We start from the raw sequence: 15379 nt of genomic DNA, 5'->3' as shown, positions 1-15379 counted from the left end.
CATTTTAAAACCTATTTAACAGCAATGATTTTGACAAGCATTTCGCCGCCCGGTGTTTGCACCGTTACTTCTTCACCAACGCGTCTTCCAAGCAGTGATTTTGCGATTGGAGAATCGTTTGAAATTTTTCCTTCAAACGGATCCGCTTCAGCGCTTCCAACGATCGTATATGATTCTTCTTCCCCATCTGGAAGCTCAACAAACGTAACCGTTCTTCCTAATGAAACGATATCAGAGCTTTCTAAATCTTCTTCAATAATTTTCGCATTGCGAATCATATTTTCAAGCATTTGAATTCGTGATTCAACAAATGCTTGTTCATCTTTTGCTGCATCGTACTCTGAGTTTTCGGATAAGTCGCCAAAACTGCGCGCAATTTTAATGCGCTCAACAACTTCTTTGCGTTTGACCGTTTTTAAATATTCAAGTTCTTGCTCTAGTTTCTCTTTCCCCGCTTTTGTCATCGGATATTCTTTTTCCATTGCCATATCCTTCACTCCTTTTTATTTATGTAAAATGTACGAACGGATTCATTCGTTCGTACAAACAGCGGAAAAGTTTGTATATTATCTATGCTATGTTATTACAAAATAGACTTTTGTTCAAGAATCGTTTGAATTTTTGTTACCATTAAATCGATGGCGACTTGATTATGTCCGCCTTCTGGAATGATAATGTCCGCATACCGTTTCGTCGGTTCAACAAACTGATTGTGCATCGGGCGAACAACGTTTACATATTGTTCGATCACGGATTCAAGCGTACGGCCGCGCTCTTTAATATCGCGGAGCAAGCGGCGAATAATGCGAATATCCGCATCTGTATCAACGTACACTTTAATATCCATTAAATTGCGCAATCGCTCATCTTCTAATACAAGAATCCCTTCTAAAATAATGACATCTTTCGGTTCGACATGAATGACTTCTTTTGAACGCGTATGCAACGTAAAATCATAAACCGGTTTTTCAATCGGTTCGTAATTCAACAATTTATGCAAATGTTCAATTAACAAATCATTATCAAAAGCGAGCGGATGATCGTAGTTTGTTTTCAATCGTTCTTCAAAAGGCAAGTGACTTTGATCTTTGTAATAATAATCTTGTTCAAGCATTAAAATCGAATGTCCTTGAAAATGTTCGTAAATCGCCTTTGTTACGGTTGTTTTCCCCGAACCGGAGCCCCCTGCGACTCCGATTACAACCGGTTTCTTCCTCATGTTAGTGCCCCTTTCTCATCATGTTGTATGGGAAAACTTCACGATCGACTTTAAATCGAACAATTTGCAACGGATGACGAGCGGCGTCTAACTCATTTCCGTCTTCATCCCAAATTTTTTCAATGACTTGTGTAAAATTCTCGATTTCCGGTCCGAAAAATTCAACTCGGTCGCCCGGCTTGAAAAAGTTGCGTTGTTGCAATGTCACCATCTTTGTTTCCTTATCATAGTCTAAGACGAGTCCAACGAAATCGTACGTTGTCTTTTTGCTATGAACGCCAAACATTTGCTCTTTATATCCTGGCACACCTTCAAAAAATGCTGGTGCCGTATCGCGGTTTGCGCACTTATCCAGTTCATCAAGCCATTCTTTTTTAATGACAAAGTTGTCTGGATCCGCGCAGTAAGCGTCGATTACTTTTCGATACACGCTCACGACCGTTGCAACATAGTGAATCGATTTCATTCGTCCTTCGATTTTTAAGCTGTCAATGCCTAGTTCAATCATTTTCGGAATCGATTGAATGAGGTTCAAGTCTTTTGGACTCATTGCAAACGGATCATCGTTTTCATCGAATAGAGGGATCTCCTTATCTCCTTCAAGCTTGTACAGATCATAATCCCAACGGCATGATTGACAGCAACCGCCGCGATTGGAATCCCTTGCTGTCATATGGTTGCTTAAAACGCAACGGCCAGAGTAAGCAATGCACATCGCTCCGTGAATGAACGTTTCGATTTCAATATCCACTTTTTCTTTAATTTCACGAATTTCTTCGGCGCTCGTTTCCCGTGCAAGTACGACGCGCTCCAACCCTTCTTCTTTCCAAAACTGCACCGCTTTCCAGTTCGTGAGCGATTGCTGTGTACTTAAATGCACTTCAAGCTTTGGAGCAACACGGCGAGCCGTCTCAATAATAAGCGGATCCGCCACGATAATGCCGTGTACGCCCGCTTCTTGAAGCCCTTGTAAATACTCCTCTAAGCCTGGAATGTTTTCATTATGGGCATAAATGTTGGTCGTCACATAAATTTTTGCTCCATACTTGCTTGCAAAGCGTACGCCTTCCGCCATTTCTTCTAATGTAAAGTTATCCGCATTAGAGCGCAGACCATACTCTTGTCCGCCAATAAAAACAGCATCCGCGCCATAATGAACAGCCACTTTCAGCTTTTCTAAGTTGCCTGCAGGAGCAAGCAACTCTGGCTTTTTCACGATGACGCGCTTGCCATTGATGATTTTGGAAATTTTATCATTTTTGAACATAACGATCTTTCCCTCCCTTTCTTTAAAATTTAGTACACCGTTTCTTTAAAGAAAAAGCCTGTATCTAACGGACGATGGGCTGGTTGGATCGCTTCGATTTCAGCTAGTAAATCTCCCTTTACTTGACGATATTTTTCGCGATCTTCGGCGCATAAATCGATGGCAAGGCGATATTTTTTCGTTACTTCCGTAATATACGATGGTTCATGAAGAATGCCGTCAATTTTAAAACTGTCAATTTCGGCATCGATCATCTCTTCTAATTCATCGATGATGCAAATATCGTTTGGGCTCATAATATGCGTGCCGTTTTCATCTTCGAAAATAGGGTACTTATTATCGCGCTCTTTATCGTAAAGGAACATTCCTTTTTCGTATTTCTTTTTTTCAATTTCCATGACTTTGCCTTGATATTCAAAATAGTTGCCGATGAGCGAGCGCTTCGATTGAAACATACAAGTCATGCCGTGCACTTGCACTTCGATTTCGACTTCGGCATGGCGCTTAATTTCAATAATTTCTTCCATGTTGATTTCGCGGGCAAGCACCGCACGTTTGGCCCCTTTTCGTCCCCAATAGTTGCACGCATACCAGTTTGTTGCCGTCGTTTCTGTATTCCAATGCAACTTCATATGCGGAGCAACCTCGCGCACAGTCATGAGCACGGCAGGATCACCAAACACGATGGCATCAACTTCTTGTTCAGCAAGGAAGCGAACATAATCAGACAATTCATCCACTTTGTCATTATGAAAAAGGGCATTCATTGCCACATATACCTTAACTCCATGTTTTCGCGCAACATTCATCGCTTCAACAATTTGCTCGCGCCCGAATTCACCGGCAAGGCGCAAACCATAGCGTTGCTCACCGATTAAAACGGCATTTGCGCCTGCTTGCGCGAGTTCCTCAATATGCGCGACACTTGTTGGCGTCACGAGTAACTCTGGTTTTTTCACCTTACTCACCTCTTCTTCTGGATATAGCCATTCCGTCTCCGATCGGCAAAATGATTGTTTCGTAACGAGGATGGTTCATTAGCCACTCATTGTACTCACGAATTTTTTGAACGAGCTGGCGAATGCGCTTTTGTTCGATTGGCTGTTCGCTTGCGACTAGCCCCTTAAATAAAACGTTGTCCGTAATAATGATGCCCCGCTCCGTTAAAAGCGGTTCATATAATTCAAAAAAACGGCGATATTGCCCTTTGGCCGCATCGATAAACAATGCATCAAACGGCCCTTTTTCCGCTACTTGATCGCTTAACTCGAGCGCATCGCCAAATAACACTTCAATTTGTTCGCTCGTTTTTGTTTCATTCACGTAAAGAAGCGCTTGTTTATATCGTTCTTCATCGCGTTCAATCGTCACAATTTTCGCATTCGGTAACACCTTTGCCATGCGAATGGCTGAGTAGCCGATCGCTGTGCCAATTTCTAAAATTTTTTTCGGATTCGCGATTTTTAATAGATGCAACATCGTTTCGATTCCAACTAAATCCATAATCGGCACATGATGCTCTCGTGCATAATCTTCCATTTTTAAAATGGCTTCCTCGCGCTCAGGAAGTAACGATTGAATATATTCAACAATTTCCTTATTTACCAACGAATAATCCTCCTCGTAAAAATAAGAGTTCAATGACATTGAACTCTTATTTTCGTCACGATCCATAACTTTATATATACTACCATAAAAACAACAGAAATGCGAAGATTTTTTATTGCTTGCCAATGTATTTCGCTTTTTCTCGATTATGTTCGTCGAGCGTTTTCGTGAAAATGACTTCCCCTGTTGGCGTTGCTAAAAAGTAAAAATAGTCCGTGTCCGCTGGATGAAGAGCGGCATTGATTGACATCTCGCCCGCATTGGCAATCGGACCTGGCGGTAAACCACGATGAAGGTATGTGTTGTATGGCGAATTTACTTTCAAGTCTTTGTAATACACTCGTTCTTTATGTTTGCCAAGGGCATATAAAACGGTTGGATCTGTTTGTAACGGCATTCCTGCTTGCAAGCGATTATAAAAAACGCTCGCAATTTTTTCACGGTCTACCTTTTCTGTCGCTTCTTCTTCGATCAGTGACGCCATCGTTAATAATGTATGGACCGTCAATCCTCTTTCTGTCATTTCCCCTTCATATTTCACTAACACTTCTTCTGTCTTAGCGAGCATCGCTTCAATGATTTGTTCAATCGAAGGCTTCTTTTCGCTGAATGAGTACGTCGCTGGGAATAAATAGCCTTCAAGCGGATAGCGAATGTTTTTATTTAAAATTTCCGCAGATAAAACCGTCGGATATTTTTTCATTAGCTCTTCAATGTAGCGGCGATCATTCATTTTCGCCATAATTTCTTCGCGGGAGTAGCCTGTTTTTTGTGCAATAATGGTGGCAATTTGCGTTAATTGTTTTCCTTCCGGGATAATAATTTTTAATTTGGCCGGTTTGATTACTTTTCCCGTTTTTAATGTTTCCACAATTTCAGCTAACGTCATCGCTGGAGTTAATGTATAGTCGCCCGCTTGAAAATCAGCGTGATTTTTGAATTTTACGTAGTAGCGAAAAACCGTCGCATTTTTTATGATTCCTTTCTCTTCTAAAATCGAAGCGATATCATAAACAGATGAACCGATTGGGATGGATACTTTAATTTGTTGTTGGCTATTTGGATTGACAGGTTTCAAAGCTGATTGAATATATAAATAACCGCTAATAATGGCGGCAATCATCAATACGATGATCGGAATAGCGACAAATAACACGATTTTTCGAACGGTTTTAGCTTCTTCTTGCTGATCCAGCCACGCTTCGTTTTCCATCATTCATACCTCCCCCCCTCACTCTTGTCATTATACTACAAGTTGTTACATTTTTCGCTAGTCGTTTCAATCATGTGTGCATTCAAGTTTTTAAGGGAAACCCTTCCCGTTCCGCTTTTCTGTACCTTCCCATAAGCATTTTACTCAGTCTATGCATAGTATTGGCAAAATCTCAAAAAAGAAGCTGACCAGTATTTGGTCAGCTTCTCCTTTATTCTTCCTCTTCTTCGCCGAGGAACGTATTCAACATTTCTTCAATCATATCCCATTCTTCTTCTGTTTCAATCGGCTGAAGCTCACCTGCTTGGCCGTCTTCACCAGGGATAAAGGAAGAAGCATGAATTTCAATTTCTTCTTCCTCGTCGTATTCAGCTCCGATTGGATAGTATAAAACGTATGACTTTCCGAATTCCTCTGATTCAAATGTAAACAATACTTCGCATAATTGTTCGTTGCCCTCTTCGTCAATCACTGTAATATGTTTTTCACCATGTTCCATTATATTCACCTCAAATTTTTATTGTCTAAGTACGACTGTAGAATCATAACAGCTGCCATCTTATCAATGACTTTCTTTCGTTTCTTGCGGCTGACATCGGCCGCAATCAACATGCGCTCAGCCGCCATCGTCGAGAGACGTTCATCCCATAAAACAACCGGTAATGAAAAGGTTTGTTTTAGCCGCTCCGCAAACCGTTGCGTCGCTTCCCCGCGCGGTCCAACCGTCCCATTCATGTTTTTTGGAAAGCCGACAACGATTTCTTCAACGGCATACTGTTCAATGAGTTCACGAAGACGGCCTAAACCGTACTCTCCTTCTTCCTCATTAATTTGAATCGTCTCCACTCCTTGGGCTGTCCAGCCAAGTTCGTCACTTACCGCTACGCCGAGCGTTTTCGCTCCGAAATCTAACCCTAAAATGCGCATCGTTTTATTCCTCGCGATGTTTTCTTAAATAGAATTTCACCAATTCCTCAATTAATTCATCCCGATCAACTTTTCGAATGAGGGTTCGTGCATCTTTATGACGAGGGATGTAAGCTGGATCACCAGACAGCAAATAACCAACAATTTGATTAATCGGGTTATACCCTTTTTCCTCTAATGCATCATATACAGTTAGCAACACTTCTCGGACGTCCGCTTCAAGCGGATCATCAGAGAAGTTAAATTGCATCGTATTATCAAATGAACTCACCGTTCTTTCGCACCCCACTCTCGCATTCAGCAAAATCTGGCATATCCACCTTACATCCATTGTACACCATTCATCCGATTTGTTAAACAGATTTTACCCATTCTTCGACAAAGTTTAGCGCTTGATCCACTTTATTTGGATCTTTTCCGCCAGCTTGCGCCATATCTGCACGGCCACCGCCGCCACCGCCGCAGCGAACAGCGACTTCTTTAATCAGTTTACCTGCGTGATATCCTTTTTCGATTAAATCGTTCGTTACTCCTGCAATGAGGTTCACTTTTTCGTTTTGGATGGAAGCAAGGACAATGATCGCTGATCCTAATTTTTGTTTGAGGTCGTCAACCATTGCACGCAAACCGTTCATATCCGTTCCGCTTACTTTGCTGACAAGAAGCTGAACGCCGTTGACTTCTTTTGCTTTATGAACAAGATTTGCTGCTTCCATATGGCTTAAACGAGCAGAAAGCGATTCATTTTCGCGTTGTAATTCGCGCATTTCGTTCATGAGCGAATCAATTCGACCGAGCAAATCTTTCGGATTTGTTTTTAATTTGTCCGCCGCTTCTTTAAGAAGGGTAATTTGCTCGTTCATGAGACGATAAGCTGCTTTGCCTGTTACCGCTTCAATCCGGCGTGTACCTGCTCCGATTCCAGATTCAGAGACGATTTTAAACAGACCAATCTCTGCTGTATTCGTTACATGGCAGCCGCCGCAAAGCTCTAAACTATAGTCGCCCACTTGGACAACGCGAACAATGTCGCCATATTTTTCGCCAAACAATGCCATCGCGCCCATCGCTTTCGCTTCATCAAGCGGTTTGTAATCAATGTGAACAGGAAGATTGCGCCAAATTTGTTCGTTGACAAGCGCTTCAATTCGTTCTAATTCTTCCGGTTTCACTTGACCGAAATGAGAGAAGTCAAAACGCAAGCGCTCTGGAGCGACAAGAGAACCTGCTTGGTTAACGTGCACCCCTAACACATCTTTTAAGGCTTGATGCAACAAGTGAGTCGCTGTATGGTTTTTAACAATATCTGCACGCGCTGCCTCGTCAATGCGAGCAACGTATGTGTTTTTCGTTTGGATCGTTCCTTTTTCAACAACGATATAATGCAAATGTTGTCCGTTTGGCGCTTTTTGGACATCTTTTACATACGCTTTTGCCGTTTCGCTTTCAATCCAACCGCGGTCCGCAATTTGCCCGCCGCTTTCCGCATAAAACGGCGTTTCGCTTAAAATAACTTGCGCTTCTTCTCCTTCGCCTACTTCATCGACAAGTTGTCCATCTTTCACGATCACTTCCACAACGGAAGAAACAGAAAGCTGGTCATAGCCGACGAATTTGCTTTCAACCGTAATGTCGCCAAGCACGCCGCCTTGCACTTGCATCGAGTCGACTTCTTGTCGTGCTGCACGCGCGCGCTCGCGTTGACGCTCCATCTCTTGCTCAAAGCCTTCGTGATCGACTTTCATTCCTTCTTCCGCTGCATACTCCTCTGTCAATTCAATTGGAAAACCGTACGTATCATACAAGCGGAATACATCTTCTCCAGAGATCGTATCGCTTCCGCGTTCTTTCTCTTTTTTGATCACGCTCGCTAAAATGGCAAGACCTTCGTGAAGCGTTTCGTGGAAGCGCTCTTCTTCATTTTTAACGACTTTTTGAATGAATTCTGCTTTTTCTTTCACTTCTGGGTAATAATCGACCATAATTTCGCCGACGACCGGAACCAATTCATACATAAACGGGCGATGAATATTTAATTTTTTCGCATAGCGAACAGCGCGGCGCAACAGACGGCGCAACACGTATCCGCGTCCTTCGTTAGAAGGAAGCGCTCCGTCGCCAATCGCAAACGTCACCGTACGAATATGATCGGCAATTACTCTAAAGGCAACATCTTTTTCCTCATCTTCGCGATATTTTTCACCAGAAATTTGTTCCGTCGCACGAATGATCGGCATAAATAAGTCGGTATCAAAGTTCGTTGGTACGTCTTGCAAAATCGAACACATCCGCTCCAAGCCCATGCCGGTATCAATGTTTTTCTTTGGCAGCGGCGTATATGTACCATCTGGATTATGGTTAAATTGAGAGAACACAAGGTTCCATACTTCTAAATAGCGCTCATTTTCGCCGCCTGGATACAATTCCGGATCGTTTGGATCGTTTCCAAACTCTTCACCGCGATCATAGAAAATTTCGGTGTTCGGCCCGCTTGGTCCTTCTCCAATATCCCAAAAGTTTCCTTCCAAACGAATGATGCGCTCTTCCGGAAGACCGATTTCTTTATGCCAAATTTCAAACGCTTCTTCATCTTCTGGATGAATCGTAACAGATAGACGATTTGGGTCAAAGCCGATCCATTTTTCGCTCGTTAAAAACTCCCATGCCCAATGAATCGCTTCACGTTTAAAATAGTCGCCAATTGAGAAGTTTCCAAGCATCTCAAAGAAAGTATGGTGTCGTGCGGTTTTACCGACATTTTCAATATCGTTTGTCCGAATCGATTTTTGAGCATTGCAAATGCGCGGATTATCTGGAATCACACGGCCATCAAAATATTTTTTAAGCGTTGCGACACCGCTGTTGATCCACAACAAGGATGGATCATCAACTGGGATAAGCGATGCGCTCGGCTCCACCGCATGCCCTTTTTCTTTAAAAAAGTCTAAAAACATTTGACGCACTTGTGCAGATGTAAGCTTTTTCACAATCCTTTCCTCCTTATTTTAAAAATATAAAAACTCTCATCCCTACTCAGGGACGAGAGCTTACTCGCGGTACCACCCTGTTTATGGACAGACGTCCATCACCTCAGTAAGCCGTAACGTGGCCTGCCCCGGCAGGGTTTGCCTGCACTCCGGATTAGCGTTCTGTTACCCTTCATCTGGAATTTCTTTCAGCCGCGGAAATTCCTCTCTGTGCGTACAATGACGCTTTAAGATGGACTGTAACATACTCGATCCTTCATCGCGTTATATGTATACACGTTCATGAAGATTATAGACAAGCAACATTTTTTTGTCAATGCGAGTGATGCGCATACAACGATTTTGCGTATACAAAAGCAACTTTTAAAACCGCCACAAACGGAACAGCAACAATTAACCCAACAATTCCTCCTAGCTCTCCGCCAAGAAAAAGCGAAAACATAATAATAAGCGGATGTAAATGCAAGCTTTTCCCGACAATCAATGGAGAAAGAATGTTTCCTTCTAAAAATTGCAAAGAAAAAATAATGATCAATACAATGATTAACATTTTAACAGAGATGGTGGCTGCTAAAATCGCAGCTGGAATCGCCCCGATGATTGGTCCAAAATAAGGAATAATGTTTGTCACCCCGATGAGAAAACCTAATAAAAGCGGATATTTCATCCCTGCTATCCAAAGCGCCAAAGCAGCAAAACTGCCGATCAGCGTGCATACAAACAGTTGTCCCCGAATATAATTTCCAAGCGATTCATCGACATCGTTTAAAAACTTCATTCCTTTTGTCTGCCATTTTTTAGGAGTTATTTTCCAAAATGCTTTCTTAATTTGTTCAATATCTTTTAACATATAAAATGTAATAAATGGAACAAGCACAAAAGTAATGACCGAGTTCATCGAATTTTTTAAGCTTGCGACAACTTTTGTCAACCATACCCCTAACAGCGCTTCTGCTTCGATTATCGTTTTTTCAATTCGCTCATGTACATCCTTTGGCCAATTTGACGTTTCATCATGAATGATTTTCGTCCAATCTTCGTATGTATCGATTAAAGCCGGAAGACTTTTCGTCAATTCTTGAAGCTGTTGAATAAAAACTGGGATTCCTTTATACAAACCATAACCCACGCCGCCGAAAAAAATAACGTAAATCATTAAAATCGCAAGCGCACGGGGCATTCCTTTCTCATGAATCTTTTCCACAAGCGGATGCAATAAATAGGTGATGAAGGAAGCGATCACAAAAGGGGTTAACGCTTTCAGTAACATTTGCAGAAGCGGAAGCCAAAGCGCTTTTAATTTCATCACGAAATAGATGAAAATAACCACTAATAACATTTTGGTTAACCGAACAAAAAAACGCACGTGTTCATTTTGCACAAAATACCCCCTCCTACAGATATTGTTAAGAGAAAAGGGGATGATTATACACAAAAAGCGGCAATCTCGCATCGAGACTGCCGCTTTTTCTTACATAAATGGCCGCATGAGCTGTCTTCCCATTTTTCTCATTGTGCGCATGTTGAATCCGCCGTTGCGCTGTGCTAGTTGATAGGCAGCAATTCCTAAACCGACTGCTATTAACGATGTAACCGTACGATTCATGGTGATTCCCCCTCAACATTCATTTTACGAAGAAAGCGATCTCTCTTGTTCGCTAAACAAATCATCGAGCGAACTGAGCGTTCCGTCTTCTTCGACTTGATGAGTGTAAATCATTCCTTTATCTACCGATAGTTCAATAAAACAGTTCCAACAATAATATTGATTTACACCAATTTTTCCTAAGTCTTTACTTTGACAATTGGGGCACTTTAGCACAAAAAGGCACGCTCCTTATTCACCTTGTTTTTTATTTTATTTTTGTCAAAGATTTGTAAAAATATACATTTCGTGAAAAAGGAACGCATCCTTTTATATGCTAAATACATCGTTATCTTTCGTCTTCTTCCATGAAATCATACGGTGAAACGTTTTCCATTCCGATGTTTGCATCTTCCATTGGAAGAATGATTTCTTGCGGTTGAAGGACTTCCTTCAGCTTTTGGCACAACGTTGTTTGCCGCACTCCATCGTCACAGCGCTGAACGCCTATTTTAAATGCTTCTTCCTCCCCGCATAAAATTAAATATTGTTTGCTGCGCGTCACCGCCGTATAAATTAAATTGCGGCGCAACATCCGATAATAACTTTTCACAATCGGCAATACGACAATTGGAAATTCACTTCCTTGCGCTTTATGAATCGAACAACAATAGGCATGCGTAATTTGCTGCAGCTCTTGCTTCGGATAAGTCACTTCATTGCCGTCAAACGAAACAACGACTAAATCTTGTTTCTCCGTATTTTCTTTCGCATAAAAAATCGCTACGATTTCGCCAATATCGCCATTAAACACGTTATAATCAGGCTGATTGACAAGCTGAAGCACTTTATCTCCGACGCGGTAGACGACGTCTCCGAATACTAATTCGCGTTTTTCTTCACTTTTTGGGTTGAAAAGTTGTTGAAGCATTTCATTTAAGCGATCAATTCCGGCAGGTCCGCGATACATTGGAGCCAACACTTGAATATCTTTTGCGCTATACCCTTTTCTTTTCGCGTTTTCAGCTACTTTTTTCACCACTTCTAAAATTTGCGATCCCCTGCATTGAATGAAGGAACGGTCTTTTTGTGGAGTTGTTAAGTCGCTTGGAATCGTTCCGTTTTTAATCGAATGCGCAAGCGAAATGATGGAAGACCCTTCCGCCTGCCGGTAAATTTCCGTTAAACGTACGGTTGGAATGACATTCGCCTGCAGTAAATCTTTGAGCACTTGTCCTGGACCAACGGATGGAAGCTGATCTTCATCACCGACAAGAACGACTTGCATCGATGAAGGAAGCGATTTAAACAATTGATTCGCTAACCATGTATCGACCATGGACATTTCATCCACAATCAGCAGTTTTCCTGCAATCGGCGCATCTTCATCATGATGAAATCCTTCCACACCGTTCCAACCGAGCAAACGATGAATCGTCATCGCAGGCAAACCAGTTGCCTCGCTCATTCGTTTCGCGGCGCGGCCAGTCGGTGCGGCCAAAAGAATGGGGAACGGATTTTCCTCATTATAATCTTTCGGATCAAGCGACAGCCCATGCAGTTGAGCAAAAATATGCACGATTCCTTTAATAACGGTCGTTTTCCCCGTTCCAGGTCCGCCGGTTAAAATAAAAAGAGGCGATGAAATCGCTTTTTGAATAGCTTCTTTTTGCGATGGAGCGTACTGAATATTCGCTTTCTCTTCCAATTCTCCCAGCGCTAATAAAAACTCCGCTTCTGGAAACGTCGTCATTTCCGACTGCTGCAACAGTCTTTTCACATTTGAAACAATTCCTTTTTCAGCGAAATAAAGCGACGGAATGTAAAAACGGTCTTCTTCACTGATTAATTTTCCTTCTTCTGTCAAATGAAGCATTTCACGGGAAATATCCGCTTCATCAATCGTTTCCTTTCGCTTTGTTTCCAGCAGCTCTTTCACTTTTTCAAGCAATTGTTCATACGTGATATAGACATGTCCTTCTTGCAAACAGCTTTGCTCCATAACGTATAAACAGCCTGCCCGAATGCGATCAGGGTGATTTCCCGAAATGCCTAGCTGATAGCCGAGTTCATCGGCGCGGCCAAATCCAATCCCTTCTACATCTTCCACAAGTTGATACGGATTGTGCCGAATCACTTCTAACGTTTCATCTTTGTATACTTGATAAATTTTCATCGATAATTGCGGGCCGAAACCGAATTGGGAGAGAGCAATCATAATTTGTTCTAAACCTTGATGTTCTTTTAACGTTTCGTACAATTGTTTTGCTTTCGCTTTTGACAACTTTGGAACGCTGTCTAATATGCTTGGATCTTCTAGGATTTTTGAAATCGCCCGCTCCCCTAATGTTTCAACGATGGAAGCGGCTGTTTTCTTCCCAATTCCTTTAAATAAATCGCTTGATAAATATTGAATAACTCCTTCTTTCGTTTCAGGAAATTCTTTGCGAAAATGCTCGACAACGTATTGCTTTCCAAACCTCGGATGTTCTTTAAATGAACCAAAAAAGGTGTATGTATCATATTCTGACAGCAGAGGGAAGTAACCGGTCACAACAACTTCTTTGTCCGTATTCGCTTCATTCGTTTCTTCTACGCGAATGCGAACGACCGAATATAAATTTGCTTCATTGTGAAAAATCGTCCCAATGTGCACTCCTTTAATAAACGATTTCTCATCAAATGCGATTTGTTGTTGCAACGTTCTTCCCCCCTTTTTTTATAAGCGACTATTCGCGTTTTAATGCTTTTTCCATTAACTTTTTCCCATGTCCTGCTAATAAATGATCCGGTTGAATGTCAAGCGCCTTTTTAAACATGGAAAGCGCGGTTTCGGCATCATCTTTATAGGCATACGCAACGCCCAGATTATAATAAGCATCCGCATGTTGCTCGTTCAATGCGATCGTTCGCTCGAATTGTTTCATTGCCTCATCAACCAATTCAAGCTGTGCTAAACAAAGCCCAAACTGAAACACAGCCTCAACATCTTCATCATTTAATTCAACAGCCCGTTGCAAATACGGAAGCGCTAACCGTGGCTGTTCCAAATACATAAGCGTCATTCCGAGCATAAAAAAGGCATCCGCATGATCTAATCCTTTTTGAATGGCTGCTTCAAACATGTTTTTTGCATCCAAGAAACGTTGTTGTTTATAGTAGATCGTTCCTGCGCTATAGTACGCAGCAGCGGCCTGCTCATCAAGCTCGATCGCCTTTTTAAAAAAGTTTAATGCTTTCTCTTCTTCCCCCACAGCGGCAAGCACATTGCCAAAATTAATGTATCCGATTGGATCGGACGGATTCGCTTCAATCGCGTCATGAAAACAGCGAGCCGCCTCTTCATATTTGCCTTGCTGCATATATTGAATTCCTTGTTGATTTTGATCCATCCTTAACCACTCCTTATCCTCTACATTATAACAAAAAACCTTCAACTCGTCTGTCGAGTTGAAGGTTAGCCGACGTATGACAACCGTTCGCCATCGCGGAATACTTGATCAATCGTTCCGCCGCCGAGACATTCTTCACCGCGATAAAATACGACCGCTTGTCCCGGTGTAACGGCACGAACACGCTCAGCAAATTCAACTTTCGCTGTTTGCTCATCTAACATATGAACGGTAACAGGAACATCTGGCTGACGATAGCGGAATTTCGCTGTGCAAGTGATTGGCTCAGTCGGTTGTTTGCCGCTCACCCAGTTGACATTTGTGGCGATGATCGCATCTGAATAAAGAAGTTCGTTATCAAAGCCTTGAGCGACGTAAAGAATGTTGTCCCGAAGATTTTTACCTACAACGAACCATGGTTCGCCGCTTCCGCCGATTCCTAAGCCATGGCGTTGTCCGATTGTATAGTACATCAATCCGTCATGTTTTCCTTTCACTTCGCCATCAAGCGTTTGCATGATCCCTGGCTGCGCTGGCAAGTAGTTGCTTAAAAATTGTTTGAAATTGCGCTCTCCAATAAAGCAAATGCCTGTGCTGTCTTTTTTATTCGCAGTTGCCAATCCTGCTTCTTTCGCAATTTGTCGCACTTGCGCTTTTTCCATTTCACCGATCGGGAAAAGCACTTTCGAAAGCTGCTCTTGTCCTAATTGGTTTAAGAAATACGTTTGGTCTTTATTTTGATCAAGGCCGCGCAACAATTTGTATTCGCCGTCGCGATAAGCGACTCGTGCGTAATGGCCAGTCGCTAAATAATCGGCACCAAGCGCCATCGCGTGTTCTAAAAAGGCCTTAAATTTAATTTCCTTATTGCACATGACGTCCGGATTCGGTGTCCGGCCTGCTTTATATTCATCTAAAAAATACGTAAACACTTTATCCCAATATTCTTTTTCAAAATTGACAGCATAATAAGGAATGCCGATTTGATTGCAAACGCGAACAACATCATTGTAGTCTTCCGTTGCCGTACATACACCGTTTTCGTCCGTATCGTCCCAGTTTTTCATAAAAACTCCGATGACATCATAGCCTTGTTGCTTTAAAAGAAGCGCTGCTACCGATGAATCGACGCCGCCGGACATCCCGACAACGACACGTGTATCTTTCGGTGCTTTCTTCAT

At 42.2% G+C, this 15379-nt stretch carries 16 protein-coding genes; all 16 read right to left on the bottom strand.

Annotation, left to right across the window (positions count from 1 at the left end; translation table 11 throughout):
* Positions 1-11: 11 nt before the first annotated feature.
* Positions 12-488, bottom strand: coding sequence for a transcription elongation factor GreA (greA, locus tag EDD69_RS04115; RefSeq protein WP_132947690.1), 477 nt, complete (start codon positions 486-488; stop codon positions 12-14).
* 95 nt (positions 489-583) lie between these two features.
* Positions 584-1219, bottom strand: a complete 636-nt coding sequence (gene udk, locus EDD69_RS04110; protein ID WP_132947689.1) for a uridine kinase — start codon at positions 1217-1219, stop codon at positions 584-586.
* Between the two features lies 1 nt (position 1220).
* Entirely contained in the window at positions 1221-2486 is a 1266-nt protein-coding gene (locus EDD69_RS04105) for a peptidase U32 family protein (protein WP_132947688.1), read from the bottom strand.
* Between the two features lie 29 nt (positions 2487-2515).
* Positions 2516-3445, bottom strand: coding sequence for a peptidase U32 family protein (locus tag EDD69_RS04100; RefSeq protein WP_132947687.1), 930 nt, complete (start codon positions 3443-3445; stop codon positions 2516-2518).
* 1 nt (position 3446) lies between these two features.
* A complete protein-coding gene (locus EDD69_RS04095) occupies positions 3447-4094 on the bottom strand; it encodes an O-methyltransferase (protein ID WP_132947686.1) in 648 nt (215 codons plus the stop codon).
* A 112-nt stretch (positions 4095-4206) separates the two neighbouring features.
* On the bottom strand, positions 4207-5307 hold the full coding sequence (gene mltG / locus EDD69_RS04090; RefSeq protein WP_424565330.1) for an endolytic transglycosylase MltG: 1101 nt from the start codon (positions 5305-5307) through the stop codon (positions 4207-4209).
* Between the two features lie 211 nt (positions 5308-5518).
* On the bottom strand, positions 5519-5806 hold the full coding sequence (locus EDD69_RS04085) for a DUF1292 domain-containing protein (protein WP_132947684.1): 288 nt from the start codon (positions 5804-5806) through the stop codon (positions 5519-5521).
* A gap of 5 nt (positions 5807-5811) precedes the next feature.
* The gene (ruvX, locus tag EDD69_RS04080) at positions 5812-6234 is read right to left on the bottom strand and encodes a Holliday junction resolvase RuvX (protein ID WP_132947683.1); all 423 of its coding nucleotides are present in this window, start codon (positions 6232-6234) and stop codon (positions 5812-5814) included.
* A 4-nt stretch (positions 6235-6238) separates the two neighbouring features.
* On the bottom strand, positions 6239-6505 hold the full coding sequence (locus tag EDD69_RS04075; RefSeq protein WP_132947682.1) for an IreB family regulatory phosphoprotein: 267 nt from the start codon (positions 6503-6505) through the stop codon (positions 6239-6241).
* 82 nt (positions 6506-6587) lie between these two features.
* Positions 6588-9221: an alanine--tRNA ligase gene (gene alaS, locus EDD69_RS04070; protein ID WP_132947681.1), complete on the bottom strand. Its 2634-nt coding sequence runs from the start codon at positions 9219-9221 to the stop codon at positions 6588-6590.
* Between the two features lie 313 nt (positions 9222-9534).
* Positions 9535-10602, bottom strand: a complete 1068-nt coding sequence (locus EDD69_RS04065; protein ID WP_243643036.1) for an AI-2E family transporter — start codon at positions 10600-10602, stop codon at positions 9535-9537.
* Positions 10603-10692: 90 nt separating this feature from the next.
* Positions 10693-10827, bottom strand: a complete 135-nt coding sequence (locus EDD69_RS04060) for a YrzQ family protein (protein WP_132947679.1) — start codon at positions 10825-10827, stop codon at positions 10693-10695.
* Between the two features lie 24 nt (positions 10828-10851).
* A complete protein-coding gene (locus EDD69_RS04055) occupies positions 10852-11043 on the bottom strand; it encodes a hypothetical protein (protein ID WP_132947678.1) in 192 nt (63 codons plus the stop codon).
* Between the two features lie 112 nt (positions 11044-11155).
* Complete coding sequence (gene recD2 / locus EDD69_RS04050; protein WP_132947677.1) at positions 11156-13507, bottom strand: SF1B family DNA helicase RecD2; 2352 nt, start codon at positions 13505-13507, stop codon at positions 11156-11158.
* Between the two features lie 28 nt (positions 13508-13535).
* Complete coding sequence (locus EDD69_RS04045) at positions 13536-14198, bottom strand: tetratricopeptide repeat protein (RefSeq protein WP_132947676.1); 663 nt, start codon at positions 14196-14198, stop codon at positions 13536-13538.
* 65 nt (positions 14199-14263) lie between these two features.
* Complete coding sequence (mnmA, locus tag EDD69_RS04040; protein ID WP_132947675.1) at positions 14264-15379, bottom strand: tRNA 2-thiouridine(34) synthase MnmA; 1116 nt, start codon at positions 15377-15379, stop codon at positions 14264-14266.

Source organism: Thermolongibacillus altinsuensis (assembly GCF_004341205.1).
Classification (GTDB): Bacteria; Bacillota; Bacilli; order Bacillales; family Anoxybacillaceae; genus Thermolongibacillus; species Thermolongibacillus altinsuensis.
Note: the sequence above shows the minus strand (reverse complement) of the source record. Positions and strands in the feature narration are given on the sequence as shown.